At 62.9% G+C, this 20097-nt stretch carries 19 protein-coding genes and 1 tRNA gene; 9 read left to right on the forward strand and 11 right to left on the reverse strand.

The genetic code is table 11. The features are described from left to right. Positions 1–636: ParA family partition ATPase (parA, locus tag PHE40_RS03775; protein ID WP_366523576.1), on the forward strand; the 636-nt coding region annotated here is incomplete at its 5' end. 265 nt (positions 637–901) lie between these two features. Here the strand turns inward: parA and PHE40_RS03780 are convergent. Further along, entirely contained in the window at positions 902–1192 is a 291-nt protein-coding gene (locus PHE40_RS03780) for a YciI family protein (protein WP_299958206.1), read from the reverse strand. 123 nt (positions 1193–1315) lie between these two features. Between PHE40_RS03780 and PHE40_RS03785 the strand changes: the two genes are divergently transcribed. From PHE40_RS03785 to PHE40_RS03795, 3 genes are read left to right on the forward strand one after another with little or no spacing between them, the layout of a single operon-like run. Then, on the forward strand, positions 1316–2161 hold the full coding sequence (locus PHE40_RS03785) for a fumarylacetoacetate hydrolase family protein (protein WP_299958209.1): 846 nt from the start codon (positions 1316–1318) through the stop codon (positions 2159–2161). Between the two features lie 4 nt (positions 2162–2165). Next, positions 2166–2456, forward strand: a complete 291-nt coding sequence (locus tag PHE40_RS03790; RefSeq protein WP_299958212.1) for an antibiotic biosynthesis monooxygenase — start codon at positions 2166–2168, stop codon at positions 2454–2456. A gap of 48 nt (positions 2457–2504) precedes the next feature. Continuing rightward, positions 2505–4073, forward strand: a complete 1569-nt coding sequence (locus PHE40_RS03795; protein ID WP_299958214.1) for a peptide chain release factor 3 — start codon at positions 2505–2507, stop codon at positions 4071–4073. 88 nt (positions 4074–4161) lie between these two features. Here PHE40_RS03795 and PHE40_RS03800 read toward each other — a convergent pair whose 3' ends face one another. Beyond that, on the reverse strand, positions 4162–4536 hold the full coding sequence (locus tag PHE40_RS03800) for a CZB domain-containing protein (RefSeq protein WP_299958217.1): 375 nt from the start codon (positions 4534–4536) through the stop codon (positions 4162–4164). Positions 4537–4960: 424 nt separating this feature from the next. Between PHE40_RS03800 and PHE40_RS03805 the strand changes: the two genes are divergently transcribed. Next, positions 4961–5036: transfer RNA gene (locus PHE40_RS03805), tRNA-Lys, on the forward strand. On the opposite strand, the gene PHE40_RS03810 is transcribed toward PHE40_RS03805, so the two are convergent. Continuing rightward, positions 4999–5976, reverse strand: coding sequence for a LysR family transcriptional regulator (locus PHE40_RS03810; RefSeq protein WP_299958284.1), 978 nt, complete (start codon positions 5974–5976; stop codon positions 4999–5001). The two genes, PHE40_RS03805 and PHE40_RS03810, sit on opposite strands and share 38 nt — an antisense overlap. Before the next feature lie 115 nt (positions 5977–6091). On the opposite strand from PHE40_RS03810, the gene PHE40_RS03815 reads away from it, so the two are divergent. Both PHE40_RS03815 and PHE40_RS03820 read left to right on the forward strand, forming a co-directional pair. After that, positions 6092–6703: an FMN-dependent NADH-azoreductase gene (locus PHE40_RS03815; protein ID WP_299958220.1), complete on the forward strand. Its 612-nt coding sequence runs from the start codon at positions 6092–6094 to the stop codon at positions 6701–6703. Between the two features lie 19 nt (positions 6704–6722). Next, positions 6723–7334 carry a YceI family protein gene (locus PHE40_RS03820; RefSeq protein WP_299958222.1) on the forward strand — a complete coding sequence of 204 codons (612 nt, stop codon included), beginning with the start codon at positions 6723–6725 and terminating at the stop codon, positions 7332–7334. Positions 7335–7501: 167 nt separating this feature from the next. Here the strand turns inward: PHE40_RS03820 and dmeF are convergent, their stop codons facing one another. The 3 genes from dmeF to PHE40_RS03835 are packed head-to-tail and all read right to left on the reverse strand — an operon-like array spanning position 7502 to position 11015. Then, positions 7502–8746 carry a CDF family Co(II)/Ni(II) efflux transporter DmeF gene (gene dmeF, locus PHE40_RS03825; RefSeq protein WP_299958225.1) on the reverse strand — a complete coding sequence of 415 codons (1245 nt, stop codon included), beginning with the start codon at positions 8744–8746 and terminating at the stop codon, positions 7502–7504. A 7-nt stretch (positions 8747–8753) separates the two neighbouring features. Beyond that, complete coding sequence (locus PHE40_RS03830; protein WP_299958228.1) at positions 8754–9032, reverse strand: metal/formaldehyde-sensitive transcriptional repressor; 279 nt, start codon at positions 9030–9032, stop codon at positions 8754–8756. A gap of 54 nt (positions 9033–9086) precedes the next feature. Beyond that, positions 9087–11015, reverse strand: coding sequence for a bifunctional diguanylate cyclase/phosphodiesterase (locus PHE40_RS03835; protein WP_299958230.1), 1929 nt, complete (start codon positions 11013–11015; stop codon positions 9087–9089). A gap of 317 nt (positions 11016–11332) precedes the next feature. Between PHE40_RS03835 and ispD the strand changes: the two genes are divergently transcribed. Then, the gene (gene ispD, locus PHE40_RS03840) at positions 11333–12025 is read left to right on the forward strand and encodes a 2-C-methyl-D-erythritol 4-phosphate cytidylyltransferase (protein WP_299958232.1); all 693 of its coding nucleotides are present in this window, start codon (positions 11333–11335) and stop codon (positions 12023–12025) included. Then, on the forward strand, positions 12022–12795 hold the full coding sequence (locus tag PHE40_RS03845) for an enoyl-CoA hydratase (RefSeq protein ID WP_299958235.1): 774 nt from the start codon (positions 12022–12024) through the stop codon (positions 12793–12795). The genes ispD and PHE40_RS03845 overlap by 4 nt, the downstream gene beginning before the upstream one ends. Positions 12796–12830: 35 nt before the next feature. Here PHE40_RS03845 and PHE40_RS03850 read toward each other — a convergent pair whose 3' ends face one another. The 5 genes from PHE40_RS03850 to PHE40_RS03870 all read right to left on the reverse strand — a co-directional run bounded on the left by PHE40_RS03850 (position 12831) and on the right by PHE40_RS03870 (position 20095). Then, positions 12831–13178: a zinc ribbon domain-containing protein YjdM gene (locus PHE40_RS03850; protein ID WP_299958238.1), complete on the reverse strand. Its 348-nt coding sequence runs from the start codon at positions 13176–13178 to the stop codon at positions 12831–12833. Positions 13179–13227: 49 nt separating this feature from the next. After that, on the reverse strand, positions 13228–14544 hold the full coding sequence (locus PHE40_RS03855; RefSeq protein WP_299958240.1) for a glycosyltransferase: 1317 nt from the start codon (positions 14542–14544) through the stop codon (positions 13228–13230). Positions 14545–14551: 7 nt separating this feature from the next. Beyond that, the gene (locus PHE40_RS03860) at positions 14552–15331 is read right to left on the reverse strand and encodes a hypothetical protein (RefSeq protein ID WP_299958243.1); all 780 of its coding nucleotides are present in this window, start codon (positions 15329–15331) and stop codon (positions 14552–14554) included. Between the two features lie 221 nt (positions 15332–15552). Next, positions 15553–18288, reverse strand: coding sequence for a glycosyltransferase (locus PHE40_RS03865; protein ID WP_299958246.1), 2736 nt, complete (start codon positions 18286–18288; stop codon positions 15553–15555). Next, entirely contained in the window at positions 18260–20095 is a 1836-nt protein-coding gene (locus PHE40_RS03870; protein WP_299958249.1) for a tetratricopeptide repeat protein, read from the reverse strand. The genes PHE40_RS03865 and PHE40_RS03870 overlap by 29 nt, the downstream gene beginning before the upstream one ends. Between the last annotated feature and the right edge of the window lie 2 nt (positions 20096–20097).

Raw genomic sequence — 20097 nt, forward strand, 5'->3', positions numbered from 1 at the left:
TATATGGGTAAAGTGATTGCGGTTGCACAGCAGAAAGGCGGTGCTGGCAAGACCATGCTGGCCACCCAGCTGGCAGTGGCCCTGGCAGAAGGCGCGCGCGTGGCGGCGCTGGACATTGACCCGCAGGGCAGCCTGACCATCTGGGGTAAGCTGCGCGCCCATTCGCCCAAGGCGGCGCAGGCACTCACGCTTGCCACTATTTCCGGCTGGCGTCTGGCCAGCGAGGTGGAAAAACTGAAAGACTTGCATGATTACGTGCTGATCGACACGCCTCCCGTCATCGATTCTGACGCGCGGCGCGCTATCCGTGGGGCCGATCTGGTGCTGATCCCGCTAAATCCAGCCCCGCCTGACCTCTGGGCCGCCGAGGGTACGTTGAAACTGGCGGCCGAGGAGAAGCGGCGCACCGCGCTCATTTTTAACCGCGCGCCTGCCGCCTCGCGCCTGCGCAAGCGGCTGGAGGCGGAAATCGCGGCCCGCGGTCTTATCCTGCTGGATACTGCACTGGCGAATCGGGCGGGTTATGCAAATGCCTTCGCCGATGGGCTGGGCGTGACCGAAGCCGGCCCCTCCACCCAAGCGGCGGAGGAGATTCGTGCCGTTGTTGCGGCCCTCAAAGCAGAGATTCACTTATAAAGTATGAAAGAAACTTCATGCTGCCTCCCTTGCTCAGGCAAGAAACCGCATAAAAGGGGTTGCATGGATGACATTTTTCCGCCACATAGCTTCTCGTGACGCTAAACGATGCCTAGCAGTATCAGGCCAGTGTCAGCCGCCAAGTTTAGGGAGCAACGAAATTCGTACCAAAAAGGTACAGGCCGGTCGTCAACGACCGGCCTTTTTTATGTCCGCGGCTCAGCCTGCCCGATGAATTATGCTGCACTGCAATAAAATGCGAAAACTACCCTCTGCGGCGGTGGAATCGCGTGATCGTGACCTCGCCCCAAACGCCCGCCCGGGTAAACGGATCAGCCGCCACAAACGCATCCACCGCGGCGCGGCTGGGTGCCTCGATCAGAAACAGCGATCCGGTCATCGTCTCGCCGTCGTCGGTTTGCAGGGGGCCCGAGAGTACGATCGTAATGCCGTAGTCAGAGTCTGTTTCCACAAACGCGCGATGGGCGCCATAGTGTTCCAGGCGGAGCGGGAGGGCGCCTGGCCGGTCAAGCGCATGGAAGGCGAACAGCGGCATCGTATTTAACTCTCTTTCGTTAAGCCTCTATAGTTAGAATCAATTTGCCTGTTTGACATTGCCCATCTACGCCACCCTGCTCTGACTTTTGCGTGAAACCTGCGATGATAAGGAATATTCAGGATGAAGCTTCTCCGTTACGGTGACCCAAACCAGGAAAAATGGGGCATTCTCGATGCCGAGGGACATGTCCGCACGCTTGATGACGCGCTCGCCGGCGTCACGGGCGATGTTTTCAGCCCGGAGTGGCTGGCGCAGCTCGCCGCGTTGGACCCGGCGAAGCTGCCGAGCCTCAAAACCCCCCGCCGCATCGGCCCGGCAATTCCCCGGCCGCTCAATTTCGTCTGCATCGGCCTGAATTACGCCGACCATGCGGCCGAAACAGGGGGCAAGATTCCAAAGGAGCCGATTCTCTTTCTCAAATCCCTCTCCGCCTTTTCCGGCCCGTATGATGACATCATCATCCCCCCCGGCGCGCGCAAAACCGACTGGGAGGTGGAGCTTGGCGTCGTCATCGGCACCAAGGCCGCGCATGTGGCCGAGGCTGACGCGCTGGATTATGTCGCCGGCTATTGCACCGTGAACGATGTCTCCGAGCGCGCCTACCAGACCGAGCGCGGCGGCACCTGGGACAAGGGCAAAGGCTGCGACAGCTTCGGCCCCGTCGGCCCCTACCTCGTCACCAAGGACGAAGTGCCGGACCCGCAAAATCTCAATCTCTGGGCTGAGGTGGATGGCGTGCGCATGCAGGATGGCAATACCAGAACTATGATTTTCGGCGTGAAATCCCTGGTCAGCTATGTCAGCCAGTTCATCACCCTTCACCCTGGTGACATCATCGCCACAGGCACCCCAGCCGGCGTCGGCGCGGGCAAAAAGCCGGAGCCCATCTTCCTGCGCCCCGGTCAGCAAGTCAAAATCGGCATCCAGGGCATGGGTGAACAAATTGCAAAAACAATCAGTGGTTAGAAACATGGTCACGGAATTCGCTGAAATCGAAATCATCCCCGGCACCGAGGCGCAGTTCATCGCCGGGGTGGAGGCAAGCCGCGAAGCTTTCCTGCGCTCGCCCGGCTGCCACGGCCTGGAGCTGCACCGCAGCATCGAGAGTCCGCAGCATTTCGTGCTGCTGGTTAAATGGGAAACTGTGGCCCACCACATGGAAAAATTCCGCGGCGCGCCTGAGTTTGAGGTCTGGCGCGGCAATGTCGGCCAGTTTTTCGCGCAGGCTCCCAAAGTCTGGCACAGCAACACGGTGGCCTGACACCCAAGCCCGGTGGCGCGGGGCGGAGAATTTTGGTAGGGCCTGCCGATGGACCAGGCCCTACCCATTTCCGAAACCGGTGCGAAGATCCCGCCCCGGCGCACCTTCGCCATCATCTCCCATCCGGACGCCGGTAAAACCACGCTGACGGAGAAGCTGCTGCTCTTTGGCGGCGCCATCCGCGAGGCCGGCATGGTGAAAGCGCGGCAGGACCGCCGCCAAACCCGTTCGGACTGGATGAAGATCGAGCGTCAGCGCGGCATTTCGGTTACCTCCTCGGTGATGACCTTTGAGTTCGGCGGCGCCGTGTTCAACCTGCTCGACACGCCTGGCCATGAGGATTTCTCCGAGGACACCTACCGCACCCTCACCGCTGTGGACTCGGCGGTGATGGTGATCGACGCGGCCAAGGGCATCGAGCTGCAAACCAAAAAGCTCTTCGAGGTCTGCCGCCTGCGCAACATCCCGATCACCACCTTCATCAACAAGGTGGACCGCGAGGGCGAGAATCCGTTCGAGCTGTTGGACGAAATCGCCAACACCCTGGCGCTGGACATCACGCCGATGGTCTGGCCCATCGGCACCGGCGGGCTGTTCCGCGGCTGTTTCGATCTGCGCTCAAACCGCCTGGTCTCCGCCGTGAAACCCGGCCAGGACCCCGCGGGGGTGAAATTTGACATTCCCGCCAACCAGCAGGCGCAGCTGGAGGAGGATGTGGAGCTGATCCGCGCCGCCTACCCTGAGTTTGACCAGCAGGCCTTCTCGGAAGGGCATTTGACCCCGGTGTATTTCGGCTCGGCGCTGAAGGATTATTCGGTGCGCGAGCTGCTGGAAGGCTTGGTCGCCAACGCCCCCGCGCCGCAACCGCGCGCGGCCGATACGCGGGTGGTGGAACCCGCCGAGACCCCGGTCACCGGCTTTGTCTTCAAGGTGCAGGCCAATATGGACCCCCAGCACCGCGACCGCATCGCCTTCACCCGCATCTGCTCCGGCAAATTCGTGCGCGGCATGAAGCTGATCCACTCGCGCACGCTCAAGCCCATGGCCATCCAGGCGCCGATCTTCTTCTTCGCGCAGGACCGCTCATTGGCCGAGGAAGCCTATCCGGGTGACATCATCGGCATCCCCAACCACGGCACGCTGCGCGTGGGCGACACGCTGACCGAAGGCGAGAAGCTGCGCTTCACCGGCATCCCGGACTTCGCGCCGGAAATCCTGCGCCGCGTGCGCCTGTCAGACCCGATGAAGGCCAAGCAGATGCGCAAGGCGCTGGAGGATCTGGCGGAGGAGGGCGTCACCCAGGTATTCCGCCCGATGACAGGCGCGGAATGGATTGTCGGCGTCGTCGGCGCGTTGCAGCTTGATGTCCTCTCAAGCCGCATCGAGCAGGAATATTCCGTGCCCGTCGCCTTCGAGGCCGCGCCGTATGACACCGCCCGCTGGATCTTCTCCGAGGATCAGGCACGTCTGAAAACCTTCATCGAGCAGAACAAATCGGCCATGAGCGAAGACCGCGAAGGTGCGCCTGTCTATCTGGTGCGCAACAGCTGGGAGCTTAACCGCATGAAGGATAATTTCCCCGAAATCACCTTCTCCGCAACCCGCGAGCGGCGCTGAGCCCGCGAGATGTGTTGACGGTATGTTCTGAAATGTTATGAATGCTTTCGGCCGGGCGCGGCGCGCGGAACACCGGCCGGGGAGGCCCCTACGCAACCATGGCTTTTTGATTCACAATTTCATCAAGCGCCAGCAAGCGGTTTACCAGCAGGGTGAAGCGCTGCATCATCGCGGTCTCCAGCCGGCTCGCGTGCGCCATATCCGCGCCACGCGCCTGCACCGCGGCTATCGAGTCGTCGTGGAAAATTTCGTGATGCTGGCCAATCTCCCCCCACAGCCTGGTTGCCTCCGGGAGCTTCATCGCTTCGATCATTGCGCTGCCGTCGCTATCGTACCATTTGCCGAACAGGCAACTGTGATGATCGCAGCAGAGGGAATGCTCAGGCCCTTGTTCCAGGCAGCGCCGGACCATTTTTAGATAATTCACATGCTGCGTGACCGCACGTAATATCTGAATTGCCACATTCCCCTCCAGATTTTATCTGCAACCAATCGTATCAGCTGAAAAAAATAAAATCTACCTTAAATGGTAAGAAACTCACGATTCCGTGAATTTTCCATTATTCCGGCTGTGCCCAAATCCGGCCCGGGTCTGATCGTTCTAATACCAGCCCGCCAAGAGCTTGACTCTCTTGGTTTGGTGGCGGGCTGGTATAAGCTTTTAATTTTTCGCGCGGCCGCCCCACCAGCCCCGCACTTATACCAGTCAGCCTTAAGGCTGACTGGTATAAGTGCGGCCGTGCTCGAATCATTGCCTGTTTCAGGCTGGCTCACCTGAGCGAGCCTGAAGACGGTTGCGTTCCAGGCCGCCGCGGAGAGCCTGCGGGTCTTTATCTTGGGGGTGGGCTTTCATTCTCCGGCGAGGTTTGCTAGAGGGTGCGCGCGGCGGGTGCTTAGCTCAGTTGGTAGAGCAGCTGACTCTTAATCAGCTTGTCGTAGGTTCGATCCCTACAGCACCCACCAATCCCATTTCTTCGTCTGTTTGCGGCGGATGCTTCCCCGGCTTCTCGGTGGCGAAAAGTTTCAGTTGTTCAACAAACCAGCGTCCAGCCGGTCCTGGTGGCGTATCGGCGCGGTAGGCGGCCGACATCGGCATAATTTCCCGCCCGTCAGGCTCATCCTCTACCCGTATTTCACACAGCGCCCCCTCGGCGATGTCGCGCGCAACCATCGCCAGCGGCATGCCGCCCCATCCGAGTCCGGCCAGCAGAAACGCATGTTTCGCGCCCAGATCCGCCAGGCGCCAGTTGCGCGGCGACATCACGCGGAACTCTCGCCCGCGGGAAAGCTCCGTGCGGTCGGTCAGCACCAGTTGCACATGCCGGGCCAGCTCGCATTGGGGCACCGGCCCGCTGATTTGCGCCAGCGGGTGCGCCGGCGCCGCGACAAATACAATCTTAACCCCCAACAGCCGCTCGCTCACCAGCTCTGGCACATTCAACGGCAGTGTGCCGATCACGCCCAGTTGGCACTGGCCATCCAGCACCGCCTTGGCCACCCCACCCAGTGCTTCCACATAAATGCGCAGCGGCGTTGCGGGGAATCGCTCGCCAAACGAGGCCGCCGCCTGTGTCAGCACCGCCATTGGGAACATCACGTCGATTGCGACGGAGAGTTCGGGTTCCACGCCCGAGGCCATGCTTCTGGCGCGGGCTTTCAGGGCGTTGAGCGTGTTCATCACCACTCTTGCGTCGGCCAGCAGCAGGCGCCCGGCCTCGGTCAACGCCGGGTAGCGTCCAGAGCGCTCAAACAGCGCCACACCCACCTGCGCCTCCAAATTGGCGATGGTCTGGCTGATGACCGATTGCGCGCGGTTCAGCCGCCGCCCAGCGGCTGAAAAGCTGCCATCCTCCGCGGCGGCGATGAAGCAGCGCAATTGATCGAAGGAAACGCCGTCCAGCATCTGGCTTGTCCAATCTATCGCTAATAACGATGGTATCTATTATAATATATACAGTTTTTATATTTTTTTGAAGAGTCTATATCCGCGCCATCGAATCACTTTGAAAGATTTCGTCATGAAGCTTTTGCATATCGACTCCAGCGTCCTCGGCGGCAATTCCGTCTCGCGCGGCCTCACCGCTGATATCGTCGCGCAGCAGAAATCCCTCTACCCTGGGCTGGAAGTCACCTATCTGGACCTGGCGCAGCAGCCGTTGCAACATCTCTCGCCCGCGCATATCGGCGCCATGTTCGGCCACCCGCCGGTTGATGCCAGCGTGCAGGCCGATATCGCCACCGGCGCCGCATATCTGGACGCGCTGTTCGCCGCCGACATCATCGTCATCGGCGCGCCGATGTACAACTTCAGCCTGCCCACGCAGTTGAAGAGCTGGATCGACCGCATGCTCGTGGCCGGCAAAACCTTCAAATATAACGAGGCCGGGGTTCCTGTCGGGCTGGTTCCCGCCGGCAAGAAGGTTTTCATCGCCTCCTCGCGCGGCGGCGTGCACAGCGCCGGTTCGCCGACCGCCTTCCTTGACCATCAGGAAACCCTCCTGAAAGCCACGCTCGGCTTCATCGGTCTGAGCGATGTCACCATCATCCGCGCCGAGGGTGTCGCCGTACCGGAGCTAAAACCCGCCGCCATCGCCGCCGCGCAAGCTCAAATCGCCGCCCTAGCCGCCTGAACCACGAAAGCTTACACAAATGAACATTAAAACCCTGGCGCTCGGCGCGGCAATTCTCGCCGCTCCCGCCCTTGCTCACGCGCAGAACATCCCGCCGCTCAACACCAATCCCGCCGCCGTTCCCGCGGCAACTTACACCGTCGAGCCCACCCACACCCGCGTGCTGTTCGCGGTCTCGCACATGGGGTTCACCACCTGGTACGGCCAGTTCACCAATGTTTCGGGCACGCTGAACCTCAACCCGAAGGCGCTGTCCTCCAGCTCGTTTGACATCACCATCCCCGCCAACACCATCTCCACCAGCAACACCAAGCTGGATGGCGAGTTGAACAGCCCGGAATGGTTCAACACGGCGAAGTATCCGATCATCGAGTTCAAATCGGAAAAGATTGTCCGCACCGGGCGCGACACCGCCAAGGTGACCGGCGAGCTGACCTTCCACGGCGTCACCCGGCCCGAAACCTTGGACGTGACCTTCAACGCCTCGGGCGTGAACATACTGAGCAAGCAATACACCGTGGGCTTCAACGCCACCGGCCATATCAAGCGCAGCGACTTCAACCAGAAAACCTACATTCCGCTGATCGGCGATGATGTCACGCTCATCATCAGTGTGGCGTTCGTCAAGTGATACCAGTCAGCCTTAAGGCTGACTGGTATCACTTGCAATCAGGCCGTGGCCAAGGGGCAGAGCACGCTCAAGCGTTCCGATTATGGCGTCAGCCAGGGCAGTTGGGCCACCGGCGACTGAGTGGCGCTCAACGCCGGGGTCAATTTCACCCTGGTGGCGAACAAAAACTAAACCGCCTGCCGCACCTCCACCGTGAGGTGCGAGAGTGCGCGGAAACGCTGTAGGCGGAGACGATAATACTCCGCATCGCGGCCCAGGCTGGTGGTCACCGCCACAATGGCGCCCAAATGCCCCGGCCCCAGGCGCCAGAGGTGCAGATCAGTCAGCTCGTCGCCGCCCTCCTCGATGGTCTGGCGCATGGTTTGCGCCATGTCCCGGTCGGGGTTCATGTCGAGTAGAATGCCCCCCGTGTCGCGCACCAGCCCCACCGCCCAGCTCGCGATAACACAGGCGCCCACGATACCGGCCAGCGGGTCCATCCACATCAGGCCAAACAGCTTCGCGGTGAACAGGCCGATGATCACCAGCACCGAGACGGCGGCATCAGCCATCACATGCACCAGCGCCGCGCGCATGTTGTTGTCGCGCCCGGTTTTCTCAAGCACATGCTGGTGTTCGGCGTAGAAGACCGTGTGGCTCTCGTCGTTGATATACGCGGTGGCGCTGAACTCATGCGGCTCGGGGATCTCCCCGGCTGACTCCAGATAGCCGCCGCGCGAAAGCATGGCGAAGGTTTCAGCACGGCCATCGGGGCGCAAAATCTCGATCCGCGCGCTCGCGGGCAGGGGGGCCGTGCCGGCATACAGCCGGAAGCAAGGCGGCACCCCCTCCTCGAAAATCTCCAGACTCAGCGAGCCGTTTTGCGTATCCAGGCGGCGCACCTCATCATGCGCGTGGTCATGCCCGTGTCCGTGGTCATGCCCATGGCTATGCCCATGATCATGTCCATGACCGTGCCCCCCGCTCAGCAGCCAGGCGCTGACCACGTTGACAACCAGCCCCAGCGCGGCAATCGGGATCGCCTGATTAAAATGAATCGGCACCGGCGCGAAAAACCGGCGCACCGCCTCAAAGCCGATCAACAGCGCGATCATGCCGAGGATGATCGCGGAGGTGAACCCGGCAAGATCGCCGAACTTGCCGGTACCAAACGAAAATCGCGGGTCATGCGCATGCTTGCGGGCAAAGGTATAGGCCAGGGCCGCCAGCAACAGCGCGCCCGCATGGGTGCTCATGTGCAACCCATCAGCCACCAGCGCGATTGAGCCGAACCACCACCCGCCCGCGATCTCCAGCACCATCATGGCGGCGCAGAGCCAGATCACGATCCATGTGCGGCGCTCGTTCTGCGCATGGGTGCCGCCAAGAAACACATGGTCATGGACGGCGGCGTTCGGGCGGCTCTCGGTCATGGCAATCTCATTTCAGATAGGTTCGGATCACGTCGAGCAATTGCTCAGCGCCTTCGGTGTTCAGTGCGCCGGGGTGTTTTTCAGGGTCCACCAGATGTGTCAGCACATGCTCCTCCACCACCTCGGCCATCAGCCCGGCGATGGCCCCGCGCACCGCCGCGATCAGATGCATCACCTGCTCGCAGCCGGCCTCGGCTTCCAGCGTGCGTTCAATGGCCTCAACCTGGCCTTTGATCCTGCGCACGCGCGCCAGGAGTTTTTGTTTGCCGCGTACGGTATGGGTCATGCCGCCTGATAACATACCCCCCCACCCTATAAAAGGGGGCGGCCGGCGGCAAACTTACAAGCGCGATGTTTGCCGGGCGGTTGCACCGGCCACGCCAAGATTGAACGTGCGGGCAAAGGCGGCGCCATTCATGGGGCGGCCAAAATAATAACCCTGGCCCTCATCGCAGCCTTCCCGCACCAGGGCGAGGGCCTGTGCCTTGGATTCAATTCCCTCCGCGATTACCTTCAGCTGCAACGAGCGGGCCAGCGCGAGCACGGCATGAATCACGGCGGCTTCCGCCTGGTTGTCGCAGATGGAGTGTGTAAAACTGCGGTCGATCTTCAGCCGCGATACGGGGAAACGCGTGAGCATGCTGAGCGAGGCAAAGCCCGTACCATAATCATCAAACGCAACGCCCACCCCCAGCTCGCGCAATTCCTGCAATGGAGCGATGATATCATCCTCATGCCGCAGGATGATGTTTTCGGTAATTTCGAGTTCCAGCGCCTCCGGAGGGAGTCCGGCGGCTGCGCAGGTGCGCACCACCCAGTCCACCAGATTGCCGGAACGAAACTGCGCGCCAAAAATATTCACCCCGATCCGAAAGTCAGCCGCTCCCTGAGTCCGCCAGAGTGCCGCCTGGCGGCAGGCGGTCTCGATCACCCAGGCGCCGACGCGGGCCGAGAGCAGCCCGCCTTCCAGCGCACTCAGGAAATGCTCCGGGGTGAGCAGGCCCAGCTCGGGATGGCGCCAGCGCAGCAGCGCTTCCGCCCCGGTCAATGCGCCATCGGCCAGGCGAACTTGCGGCTGGTAGAACATCTCAAACTCGCCGCGTTCCAGCGCCAGGCGCAGCTCGGTGTCGCGCAGCACCTTGCCTTGGGCCTGGGCGCGTAAGCCCGCATGGTAGATGCGTGCGCAATGCCGGCCTTCCGCCTTGGCCTGGTAAAGTGCCAGATCGGCATTGGCGAAGAGTTGTTCGGGGTCTTCGCCATGCAGCGGGTGGATGGCGATGCCGATGCTGGCGCCGATGTTGATTGGCTGGCCATCTAGCATGACCGGCTGCGAAATCTCCGTAATCAGCAGATCGGCCCTGGCCACCACCGAGACCGGGTCGCTCACGCCGGGCAGCAGCAGCGCGAATTCATCCCCGCCGAGCCGCGCCGCAGTGTCCGGCGGCTGCGCGGCGCGTTGAATCCGCTCGGAAATCTCGCACAGAACCCGGTCCCCGGCGGAATGGCCCAGCGTGTCGTTGACATATTTGAAACCGTCAAGGTCGATCAGCAGAAGCGCCCCGGTGCTGCGGATATTGCGGGCGAGTTGCGCCCGCAGCGCGTTGCGGTTCAATAGCCCGGTCAGCGCGTCCTGCTGCGTGAGCAGGAGCAGCCGTTCCTCATTGGCGTCGCGCTCGGCGACGTAGCGTTGCACCGCCACAATTTCAGCCGCTTTATTACGACTCCATCGCTGCCAGATCTGCCCGACGCTTGTAACCAGAAACAGGACGGAGGCGAGCAGGCTCAGAAGAACCGGCAGGGAAGGACCTTCATGCCGTGACAAGGTATCGAACGGCAGTAAGCAGAAATAGATAAGATAAGGAAAAACCATGGCTTGAAACGCCGCCAGGCAGCCAATGGTGATCAATACGGAGTTTAGAATCGTGCCGCAGAGCAAAAACGCAGCGGTCACATCGCCCCAGCTTCCCAGTTTTTGGCCAAGGAGCATGGTCGAAGCGCCGAAGAAGACCGAACTCAGTGCGATGATCGTCAGGGCGATGGCATGCTCGCGGCCTTTATAGGGCGCGATATCGCGTTTCACGGCCGAAAAATAGAAAACTTCTACCCCCTGGAGGCTGATATATGCCGTCATCAGGGGAATGCTCCAGGTCCAGCCAAGCAGCAGGCCGCCACAGACCATTTGGGTAAGCCCCGCGGCCAGCCGGGTGCTCAGCTGCCTGCGCCGGTCACGCATCACCTCGGCAAGCGAAATTTGCGCTGTATTCAGCATTGCACCGGCTCCCGGCGCCCGCGCGTGAGGCCGTGCGTTAAGGGCGAACACAACCAGCCGGTTAAATTGCACCGCAATTCAGCCGGGCACGATCTGCAACGGATGGCATTTTTTTGCGGTTTCAAAAATCCCCACGGTTTTTCTATCGAAACAGTTACACAGTTCATATGCCTTCGCAATATAAACGGGGTTTTGGTTAACTCTTCATAACCACCAGCGGGGCCAGAGGTTGGACAAGCCCCCCGGGAAGTTGAACCTTTCCGGGCCGCGTGCTTATTCAGAATGGATTTTCCGCTCATTTCGCCGCAGGGACAAGCATGAACATCGCGATCATCGTTGCTGCCGGCCGTGGTTACCGCCTTGGCGGGCCGCTGCCCAAGCAATATCTGCCGCTGGCCGGGCAGCCCATCCTGCGCCACACCATCCAGGCCCTGGCCGCGCATCCGCGCATCGGCGCCGTGCAAGTGCTCATCCACCCGGATGATACGGCGCTCTACACCACCGCCACCGCGGGGCTGAACATCCGCCCGCCGCTGTTCGGCGGCGCCGCGCGGCAAGATTCGGTGCGCCTGGGGCTGGAGGGGGTCGCCGCGCTGAACCCCGCGAATGTGTTGATCCACGACGCGGTGCGCCCCTTCATCACCCATGCCACCATTTCCGCCGTGCTGGATGCGCTGCAACACTCCCCCTGCGCGCTGGCCGGCGTACCCCTGGCCGATACACTCAAGCGCGTTGAAAACGGCCGCGTCATCGCCACGGTGGACCGCGCCAATCTCTACCGCGCGCAAACGCCCCAGGGCTTTGGTTTTGCCGCCATCCTCAAGGCGCACCGCCAGGTGCAAGGGCTGGGGATCGAGTTCACCGACGATTGCATGATCGCCGAGCATCTGGGCATGCCGGTTGAAATGGTCCTGGGCTCGGAAGACAATTTCAAGATCACCACCGCGCAAGATCTGCAACGCGCCGAGATTTTCCTAAAAACCAAGCTTCAGGAAGGAGCCTCACCATGAGCTATGAGACCATCATCGTCGAACAGAAGGGCCGCGTCGGCCAAATCACGCTGAACCGCCCGCAGGCGTTGAACGCGCTGAACAGCCAGTTGATGAACGAGCTGGTCACCGCCGCCGAGGCGTTTGACCGCTCAAACGAGACCGGCGCCATCCTCATCACCGGCTCGGCCAAGGCCTTCGCCGCCGGGGCGGACATCAAGGAGATGCAGAGCAAGACTTATATGAAGGCCTATCTGAGCGATTTCTTCTCCACCTGGGATCGGCTGACAGCCCTGCGCACCCCGCTCATCGCGGCGGTGGCCGGTTTCGCGCTGGGGGGCGGCTGCGAGTTGGCGATGATGTGCGACATTCTGCTGGCGGCCGACACCGCCAAATTCGGCCAGCCCGAGATCAAGCTCGGCATCATGCCCGGCATGGGCGGTTCGCAGCGGCTCACCCGCGCCGTCGGCAAGGCCAAGGCGATGGATATGTGCCTCACCGGGCGCATGATGGGCGCCGAGGAAGCCGAGCGCGCCGGCCTCGTGGCGCGCATCATCCCTGCGGATCAGCTCCTGGAAGAGGCGCTGAAGACCGCCAGCACCATTGCCGCCATGTCAAAACCGATCGCGATGATGACCAAGGAAACCGTTTCGCGCGCGTTTGAGTCTTCATTGCATGAAGGCATCTTTTTTGAGCGCCGCTTGTTCCATTCGCAATTTGCCACCAACGATCAGAAGGAAGGCATGGCCGCCTTCATCGAGAAGCGCCCGGCGCATTTCACGCATTCCTGATGCGGGCAGGGCAGGGGCCGCATGCCCCTGCCGTCTCACACCTTGCGTAGGTAGCAGGCTTTCAGCATGAAATTACCGGCATCCATCTTGCAGTCCACCTCATGGTCCCCGCCCACAAGCCGGATGCTCTTCACCTTGGTGCCGACTTTCAGAGTGGTGGACGAACCCTTCACCTTCAAATCCTTGATCAGCACCACGGAATCACCATCGGCCAGTACGTTGCCGTTGGAATCCTTCACCACATCGCCGGCATCGGCGCTGGCATCCGCTCCGGCAGCCTCTTGCATCGGCCATTCATAGCCGCAGTCGGCGCAAACGTAATTCGCCCCGTCGGGGTAGGTGTTTTCCATGGAGCATTGCGGGCAGGGGGTATTTGTTGACATGCCCGCCTTATACCAAGTTCCGCCGGGAATGACACTTGGCCTGCAAGAATTATTTCTTCACGGCTTTCACCGTCTTGCCCGCCCTTGCGGTTTTCACGGCTTTCTCCGTTTTCGCTTGCGGAGGCAACAGTGTCTTGCCGGTGATCTCCTCGATATACGCGCGGTAGCGCGCGAGATAATCCTTCATGTCGAGGTGTTTTTCCGCAAAGGCCCGCGCCCCGGCCCGCAATCGCGCGGCTTTTTTGGTGTCCTGCAAAATATGCAGCACTGTCGCGGCCAGAGCGCCATGGTCCAGTGTGGGCACCACCAGCCCGTTTTCCTCATGCTTCACAAATTCGGTCACCGTCTCGGTATCGCCGCCCACAACGACGCAACCCACCGCCATCGCCTCGCGCAACGACCATGATGCCACGAACGGATAAGACAGATACACATGCGCGTCCGAGCGCTGCAACAGCGTCAGATGGTCCTCGTAGGGTACCTTGCCCATGAAATGCACACGGCTAAGGTCTATTTTTTCGCCCAGTTCGCGCATCATCACCTCGCGCCAGGTGCCCGCCGGCGCTGGCGCGCCATAGCTGATCTCATCGCCACCCACGATGGAAACAACCACATCCGGCCGCGCCGCCAAAATAGCCGGTAACGCGCGCATGAAAGTATGGAAGCCGCGATAGGGCTCCAGATTGCGCGCGACATAGGTGATGAGCTTCTGCTTCGGCGTTACGCTCAGTTTGCCAACCGTAACGGTTTTTTTGCGTAACGCCGGGTTGGCTTTGCAGATGTCGAGATTAACACCCTCCTCGATCAGGCGGATCTGTTTGCGCGCCCATTCCGGGTAGGTACTGAGCTGCCATTGCGTTGGCGCCTGGCCATATTGCTCCAGCGCGAGCGCCAGCAGGTTCACGGCATTTTTGCCCCGCACGGCTGAAAACCGTGCCTCCGCCATCGGAAATTCTGGATCGAAATTCACATCCGTACCAAGGACACGGTAGTAGAATTCGAAATAGCCAAGGATCGGCGCGCCGGGGAACACATCCACCAGGTTGAGCATTTCCCCCCAGCCGTGATGACCGATGATGATATCCGGCTTGAAGCCGAGCGCCTTGATCTGCAACGCTCCTTGATAAGCCGCCTGCCCCCGGCGGGTCGCCATCTCGAACTCGCGCGCATCCAGATGCACGTTGGCAGAAATGGCCGGGGGCTTTGAATACGTGACCTTGCTTACCCCCGTCATGTTGTTGAGATTCGGTTCGGTCATGAACAGAATCTGGTGCGTGCCCTCACATGCCTCGTTATCGGCGATCAGGCTGCGCACGAGGTGCAGATACTGGCCAGGAAAATTCTGATGGACGAAGAGAAAGTTCACGGTGAGGTCAGCGTTTTGTCTTGCCTCCCCGGCGGGTGCGCGGGGTCAGGGTAATCTGGAAAGCCTCCAGCGGCGCCAGGGTATCGCCCTCGCAGGTCTCATCATTACCGGCAGGCCCCGCGCTGGTGCCGCCGACGAAGCTGGCCGAGCAGCTCACCTCATAATTCTCCGCAGCCTCGCCGCTCAGGCGGATGCGCAGGCCGAGCAGCGGCAGGGCCATCCCTCGCGAGCCGCAATACTGCCCGGCTTCCACCCAGGGGGAGAGCCAGCCGCGGCCAAGCACGGCCTGGTATGATAGATCCGCCGGGTTGATCCCTTGCGGCGCATTGAGCGCAAACCCCTCGATCCAATTTTGGCTGCCACGCTCGCCCATCCATGTGCCAAACTTCGCGCCGACATCGCCGCGCGTCTGAATATGGGCCATCATGTCCATGACCTCAGGCGCGGCCGCCGCGGCGGGCGCCGGTGCGGCGGCGGGGGCATTGGCGGGGGCCACCGGCATGTCGGCGGCGGTGAGCAGCTGGCGCACCTGTAGTTTAGGCGCCGCATCAGGCATGTTGGGCAGTTGATACACGGTCACAAGCACCTGCGCCGGTCCCTTGCGGATGCGCACCAGCGCCGCATCGCCGCCGGCGTTCATCCAGCCATCAGCGCGAAAGCCCGAGATTTCCACATCCTGCCCCCCGGCTGGCGGCGGCGAGATGCGCACGCCGGGCATGCCGTTGTTCTGGCTGGCGGCGGGATTTACCTCATTAACGATACAAAACAACCCAGCGGGCAAGGTCATCAGATGCCCCGAAACCTTGAGCTCCTGTACAGTTGTCTGGTTGTTGCCGGCAGCAGGTTCCGCAGCTGGTTGCGGCGAAGATTCTGCGGGTTTTTGTGCTTGTTTTACCTGAGCCATCTAAAGTCCTTAAATCTGCAGCCGTTGTAATAAGAGCTTAAATACCTGTCGTTTCTTTCGCAGTATAGCCACAAGATGTCACTTTCGATTTAAAAAAAGCGCCATTATCCGTGGGTTGGCATCCAGTTCAGCAAAATATCATTAATCCGTTGCACCGGCAGGCCAAGCGGCAAAGTCAGGCCCCGCCCGCTCGCGCGCAGCCGCTCGGCCTGGGCGCCAAGGTCGAACGTCACGGCGTAGAGTCCGGCGCGCCAAGCTTCCCCGAGTGCGAAACACCAGGTTTCCGGCCAGATCGAGGGTAAAAATGCGAGGTCCGGCGCAAATCCGGCGATCAAGCTTTGCGCCTCGCCCTCCTGATAATGCCCGGTGACGAAAATGCGCCCCGTGGCGAGCAGCCGCTCGTCATCGGCGCTGCCCCCCGCGACGATGAATTCCAGCGCCAGGCCCCGTGCCGCCGCATCCTCGGCGCAGGCTGTCAGCAGCTCAAAGCCCTTGGCCGGGCCTATGCCGCCAATCACGATGATGCGCCGTGCCCCGGTGCCGGGCGGGCGCGGCCGGGCGGGCAGGGAGTCATCCTCCCAGGGAACAACCCGCGCCACGACGCCGGGAAAATGCCGCGCGATCCGCTTCGCGGCATCGGCGGAGGGGACCGTGATCCGCGCCGCCCCGGCGAACTCGGCGGCCGAGCGTTTGAGCAGGGCAGGGACGCCGCGCGCCTCGTAAATGCCGGTGGGGTCGCGCGCGCAGCACGTGATGCAGCCGCGCACGTCCGGTTCGCCGCAATAACGCGGCGGGGCATCGGGTTCCGGGCGGGTGAGCAGGTTCACGCGCGGGCAGAAGCTGGCGTAATCATGCACCACGATCTCCTGCGGCACGCTCAGCGCCTTGGCCAGCGTGCGCACTCCCGGGTGGTGTCCAAGCGTGTGGTGCAGAATAACCCTTTGCACGCCTAAGGTTTTTAACAGGCGCAACAGCGCCGGGCGCTCTCGCGGCAGGGCGTAGGCGAGGTTGGGCGTATCCTTTGGGCTGCCCTCGCTCAGCAGCGCGGGCCAGGGATAGGGCGTGTTCAGCGGATCATTGGGAAATTGCGTGAGCAGCAGCAACGGGCGCAGGCCTTGCGCGCGCCGCGCCGCCATATCGGCCTCCACCTGCCGGGCCACGCCCCCGCCATGGCTGTGCGAGATCAGCAGCACGCTCTCGCGCCCCGCCTCCGCGCGCAGCCGGGCGGCATCCAGCTTTGCCCTCGCCGGGCGTAGCGGATCAGCGGCGATGAAACACCTCACCAGCTCATGATACCCCGGATACAGCCGCTCCAATATGCCAAGGTTGCGCAACGTCAGCCCATGCGCGGCGGCGCGGAAGGAAACCCCGCCCGCATGTGCCACATACGCCCCCAGCGCGGCCTGGTGCCTGAACCCTTTGTGGCGCGCGCGCAGGCACCAGTCATTTTCCTCGCCATAGCCCTGCGCGAAAATCCCGGGCCGCAACCCGCCCACCGTCCGCAGGCAGTCGTGCCGCAGATACATGCAGAACCCGACCCCGGTGGGAATTTCCAGGCTCCGGCTCCCGTTGCTCCGCCGCGCCAGCGCGTCCAGCGCCACCGCGTCCGCGAGGCTGGGCATCGGGTTGCCGCCGCGCGGGTCCGGGTAGCTTAAAATTGACGCCTCATTGGCAAAGGGTGTCACCGAGCCGGTGGCGGCATCGGCATAGGCCACCGCACGCATGGTTTTCACAGCACCCGGGGGGAGCAAAATGTCGCTGTTGAGCAGCAGCACGTCATCCCCGGCGGCGGTGGCCAACCCGGTGTTCACCGCGGCGGGAAAGCCCTGGTTGGTTTCGTGGCGGCGTAAAACAACGCGCCCCGCCGCCGCCAGCCCGTCCAGCCAGGCGGCCAGTTCTGGCTCGGGCGAGGCGTCATCCACCACGATGACCCGTGCCAGTCCCGCCACGGCGAACACGCTCTCCAAACAGGCTTTGGTCTCTTCCAGCCCGCGATAGGCCGGGATCACCGCGCTGATTTCCCGGCGCGCGGGCAGTCGGGCGCGCCCCCGGCCGCGCTGTGCCGCCGGGCGGGGGGTAATGGCGGCGAGCGCGCCTGGGTCCAGCGGGCTGCCCGCTATATGGCTCCCATCAGGACCGCTGAGCGTGAACGGCGGGGTCAGCCCCGCCAGCGTGCGCGGCGCGATTTTGAAGCCATGGCGCGGCAGCAGCGGCACATCGTCATCGGCGGGCAGAATTTTACCGAATTTCACCGCGCGGCGATGCCCGGCCGCATCGCGCAATGTGAGCCGTGGCGGCGACTCCGGCGCGGCCGGGCGGAAGGCCCAGCCGCTGATTCCCCCATCGCCAGCCAGCGCCGCCAACCCTTCAACACGCATAAGCGCCGCCTGGTCCAGCGGCGCGCCGAGCAACCGGCCTTCGCCCAGGCCGTGCAGTTCACCTTCTGCGTCCAACCCGCAAAAACCATCATACCCGGCGGCGGCGGCAATCTGCCCGGCAAGGGCGGCAAATCCTGGTTCATCGGGCAGGCAATGGCGTGCCAGCAGGCAATTCAGCGCCGCCGCCGCGCCGCGCGCGTCGCCTTGCCTGAGCTTGGCCATGGCCAGCCCAAGCCAGGCGGCCGCTGAGTCGTAACGCTGCGCGACACGTTCAAAATCCACCTCGGCGGCTGCAATATCCCTCGCGCCGCCGCTCAGGCGCAGCCGTGCAAGGTCTAGCGTGATCCGCGGGTCACCCGGCGCCAGCCGGGCGGCGCGTTCCAGCCAGGGGATGCTGGCCTCGTCCAGCCCGCGCTTCCACGCCGCCGCCGCGTCACTCCGTGGCGGAGGCTTCAGCTTCAACTTCAGCTTCAACTTCAGCGCTGGCTTCCTGCGCCGCTTCACTGGCCGGCGGCGTCAGCGCGTCAAGATCGCCCCGCGCCTCGGCGATGCCACCGTTCAGCGCCTCGGTGAACCAGTGTCTGGCTGCGTCCAGATCAACCTCGGTGGCGATGCCCCGCGCCAGATAGCGGCCCAGCATGAGGCAGGCCAGCGGATGCCCGCGTCCGGCGGCGGCGCGGTAACAGGCGAGCGAGAGCGCGCGGTCGGTGGGGATGTCGTGCCCGCCGCCATACATGGCGCCCAGCGCGAACATGCCCCTGGCATCACCCCGGTTGGCGGCACGCTCATAGAGTTGCCGCCCGGCCTCGTGGTCGCGCGGCCCGCCGGCACCCGTCAGGCACATATCAGCCAGGGCGATCAGCCCGTCCGGCAACTCGACATCGGCGCATTTCTGTAGCCAGACCCGTGCTTCCTCTGGGTTGGCATCCACCCCAAGGCCTTGCGCGAGCATAATGCCGTACCAGTATTGCGCGTTCAGCACGCTCTCGGCGGCGCGGCGCATCCACTTGGCAGCGCGGACTTCATCGCGCTCCATCCCCACGCCCTGGGCCAGGCAAACCGCGTAGTTGAACGCGGCGATCAAATCGCCCGCTTCGGCCGCCTGCTCAAACCATTCATGCACCGGCGCCGGTTCGGTCAGCTTCGGGCTGGTCTGGCCGCTGAGCAGTAGGGAGGCAAGGTCGGCCTTCGCGGTCTCGTCGCCCGCCTCGGCGGCGCGGCGGAACCAGATGGCGGCTTCATCCGGGTTGCGCGGCACGCCGGTGCCGGTGAGGTAGAGCAGCCCCAACGCCCTGGCGCTGGGGCGATGCCCTAGTTCGGCGGCCGTGCGGAACCATGTGGCGGCTTCGGCGTAGTTGGGCGGCAACTTGCCGTCGCCGCGCGCGTATATCTCGGCGACCAGCGCGGCCGCCTCCGGGTCCCCCGCCAACCCGGCGCGGCGCAGCCAGGATTCCCCCTCAACCTGGTTGGCCTTGATGCCGATGCCGTTGAACAGCATGTAGCCGTATTTCGCCTGCGCGTTGGAGAGATTGGCCTTGGCGGCGACCCCGTAATGCTGCGCCGCCAGCGCCGGGTCGGCCGGCAGGTTAACCCCCATGTCATAGAGCAGGGCGAGGTAATAATGCGCGGCGGGCAGTTCCGCTTCGGCTGCCTGGCGAATATGTGCGATGGCTTCCTCAGGCGCACCGCCCGCGGCATGGCGCAATAGTGTAATCCCGAGGCCCAGATGCCCCTGCGGCGCCCCAGCCTGCGCGGCTTTCTCAAACCAGGGCAGCGCCTTGGCATCATCGCGCTGCGGCCATTTCGGGTTGGAATAGATGAACCCGGCCATCAGCTGCGCGTCGGTGTCGCCAGCCTCGGCGGCGGGCAGTGCCCAGCGCAAGGCGGTGCTGAAATCGGGCTCCTGGTCTTCAGCTTCCGCAGCCGCCGCCTGCGTGAACAGCAAGGCCCCGGTGAGCGCCGCGGCATCCTCGCGCATGCCGAACATATACAGCCCGGCCAGATTCCGGCAGGCCGCCATGTCACCCTTTTCCGCCGCGCGCAGAAACCAGCGCGCCGCCTCCACGGCATTGCGCCGAACCCCTTCGCCGGTCAGGTAATGCCGGCCAACCTCGCGTTCGGCCTCCGCGATTCCCGCCTGCGCCGCGACGTTGAACAGTTTGAGAGCCCGTTCAAATTTCCGCTCCGCATACAGCGCATGCGCGCGCGTGAGCGCGCTTTGCGGCTTGCGCGCGGCCATACGGTCCGCAATATCATCTTTGATGCTCATGG

Origin of the sequence: Acidocella sp., assembly GCF_028687955.1 — a bacterium.
In the GTDB taxonomy this organism is placed as follows: Bacteria; Pseudomonadota; Alphaproteobacteria; order Acetobacterales; family Acetobacteraceae; genus Acidocella.

Bases quoted from the DNA above. Each gene is read 5' to 3' on its own strand.
- PHE40_RS03795 (WP_299958214.1), top strand. From the start codon at position 2,505: ATGGACCAGGCCCTACCCATTTCCGAAACCGGTGCGAAGATCCCGCCC.
- PHE40_RS03835 (WP_299958230.1), bottom strand. From the start codon at position 11,015: ATGCTGAATACAGCGCAAATTTCGCTTGCCGAGGTGATGCGTGACCGG.
- PHE40_RS03870 (WP_299958249.1), bottom strand. From the start codon at position 20,095: ATGAGCATCAAAGATGATATTGCGGACCGTATGGCCGCGCGCAAGCCG.
- PHE40_RS03850 (WP_299958238.1), bottom strand. From the start codon at position 13,178: ATGTCAACAAATACCCCCTGCCCGCAATGCTCCATGGAAAACACCTAC.
- PHE40_RS03785 (WP_299958209.1), top strand. From the start codon at position 1,316: ATGAAGCTTCTCCGTTACGGTGACCCAAACCAGGAAAAATGGGGCATT.
- PHE40_RS03860 (WP_299958243.1), bottom strand. From the start codon at position 15,331: ATGACCTTGCCCGCTGGGTTGTTTTGTATCGTTAATGAGGTAAATCCC.
- PHE40_RS03810 (WP_299958284.1), bottom strand. From the start codon at position 5,976: ATGCTGGACGGCGTTTCCTTCGATCAATTGCGCTGCTTCATCGCCGCC.
- ispD (WP_299958232.1), top strand. From the start codon at position 11,333: ATGAACATCGCGATCATCGTTGCTGCCGGCCGTGGTTACCGCCTTGGC.
- PHE40_RS03830 (WP_299958228.1), bottom strand. From the start codon at position 9,032: ATGACCCATACCGTACGCGGCAAACAAAAACTCCTGGCGCGCGTGCGC.
- PHE40_RS03815 (WP_299958220.1), top strand. From the start codon at position 6,092: ATGAAGCTTTTGCATATCGACTCCAGCGTCCTCGGCGGCAATTCCGTC.
- PHE40_RS03790 (WP_299958212.1), top strand. From the start codon at position 2,166: ATGGTCACGGAATTCGCTGAAATCGAAATCATCCCCGGCACCGAGGCG.
- PHE40_RS03820 (WP_299958222.1), top strand. From the start codon at position 6,723: ATGAACATTAAAACCCTGGCGCTCGGCGCGGCAATTCTCGCCGCTCCC.
- dmeF (WP_299958225.1), bottom strand. From the start codon at position 8,746: ATGACCGAGAGCCGCCCGAACGCCGCCGTCCATGACCATGTGTTTCTT.
- PHE40_RS03845 (WP_299958235.1), top strand. From the start codon at position 12,022: ATGAGCTATGAGACCATCATCGTCGAACAGAAGGGCCGCGTCGGCCAA.
- PHE40_RS03780 (WP_299958206.1), bottom strand. From the start codon at position 1,192: ATGCCGCTGTTCGCCTTCCATGCGCTTGACCGGCCAGGCGCCCTCCCG.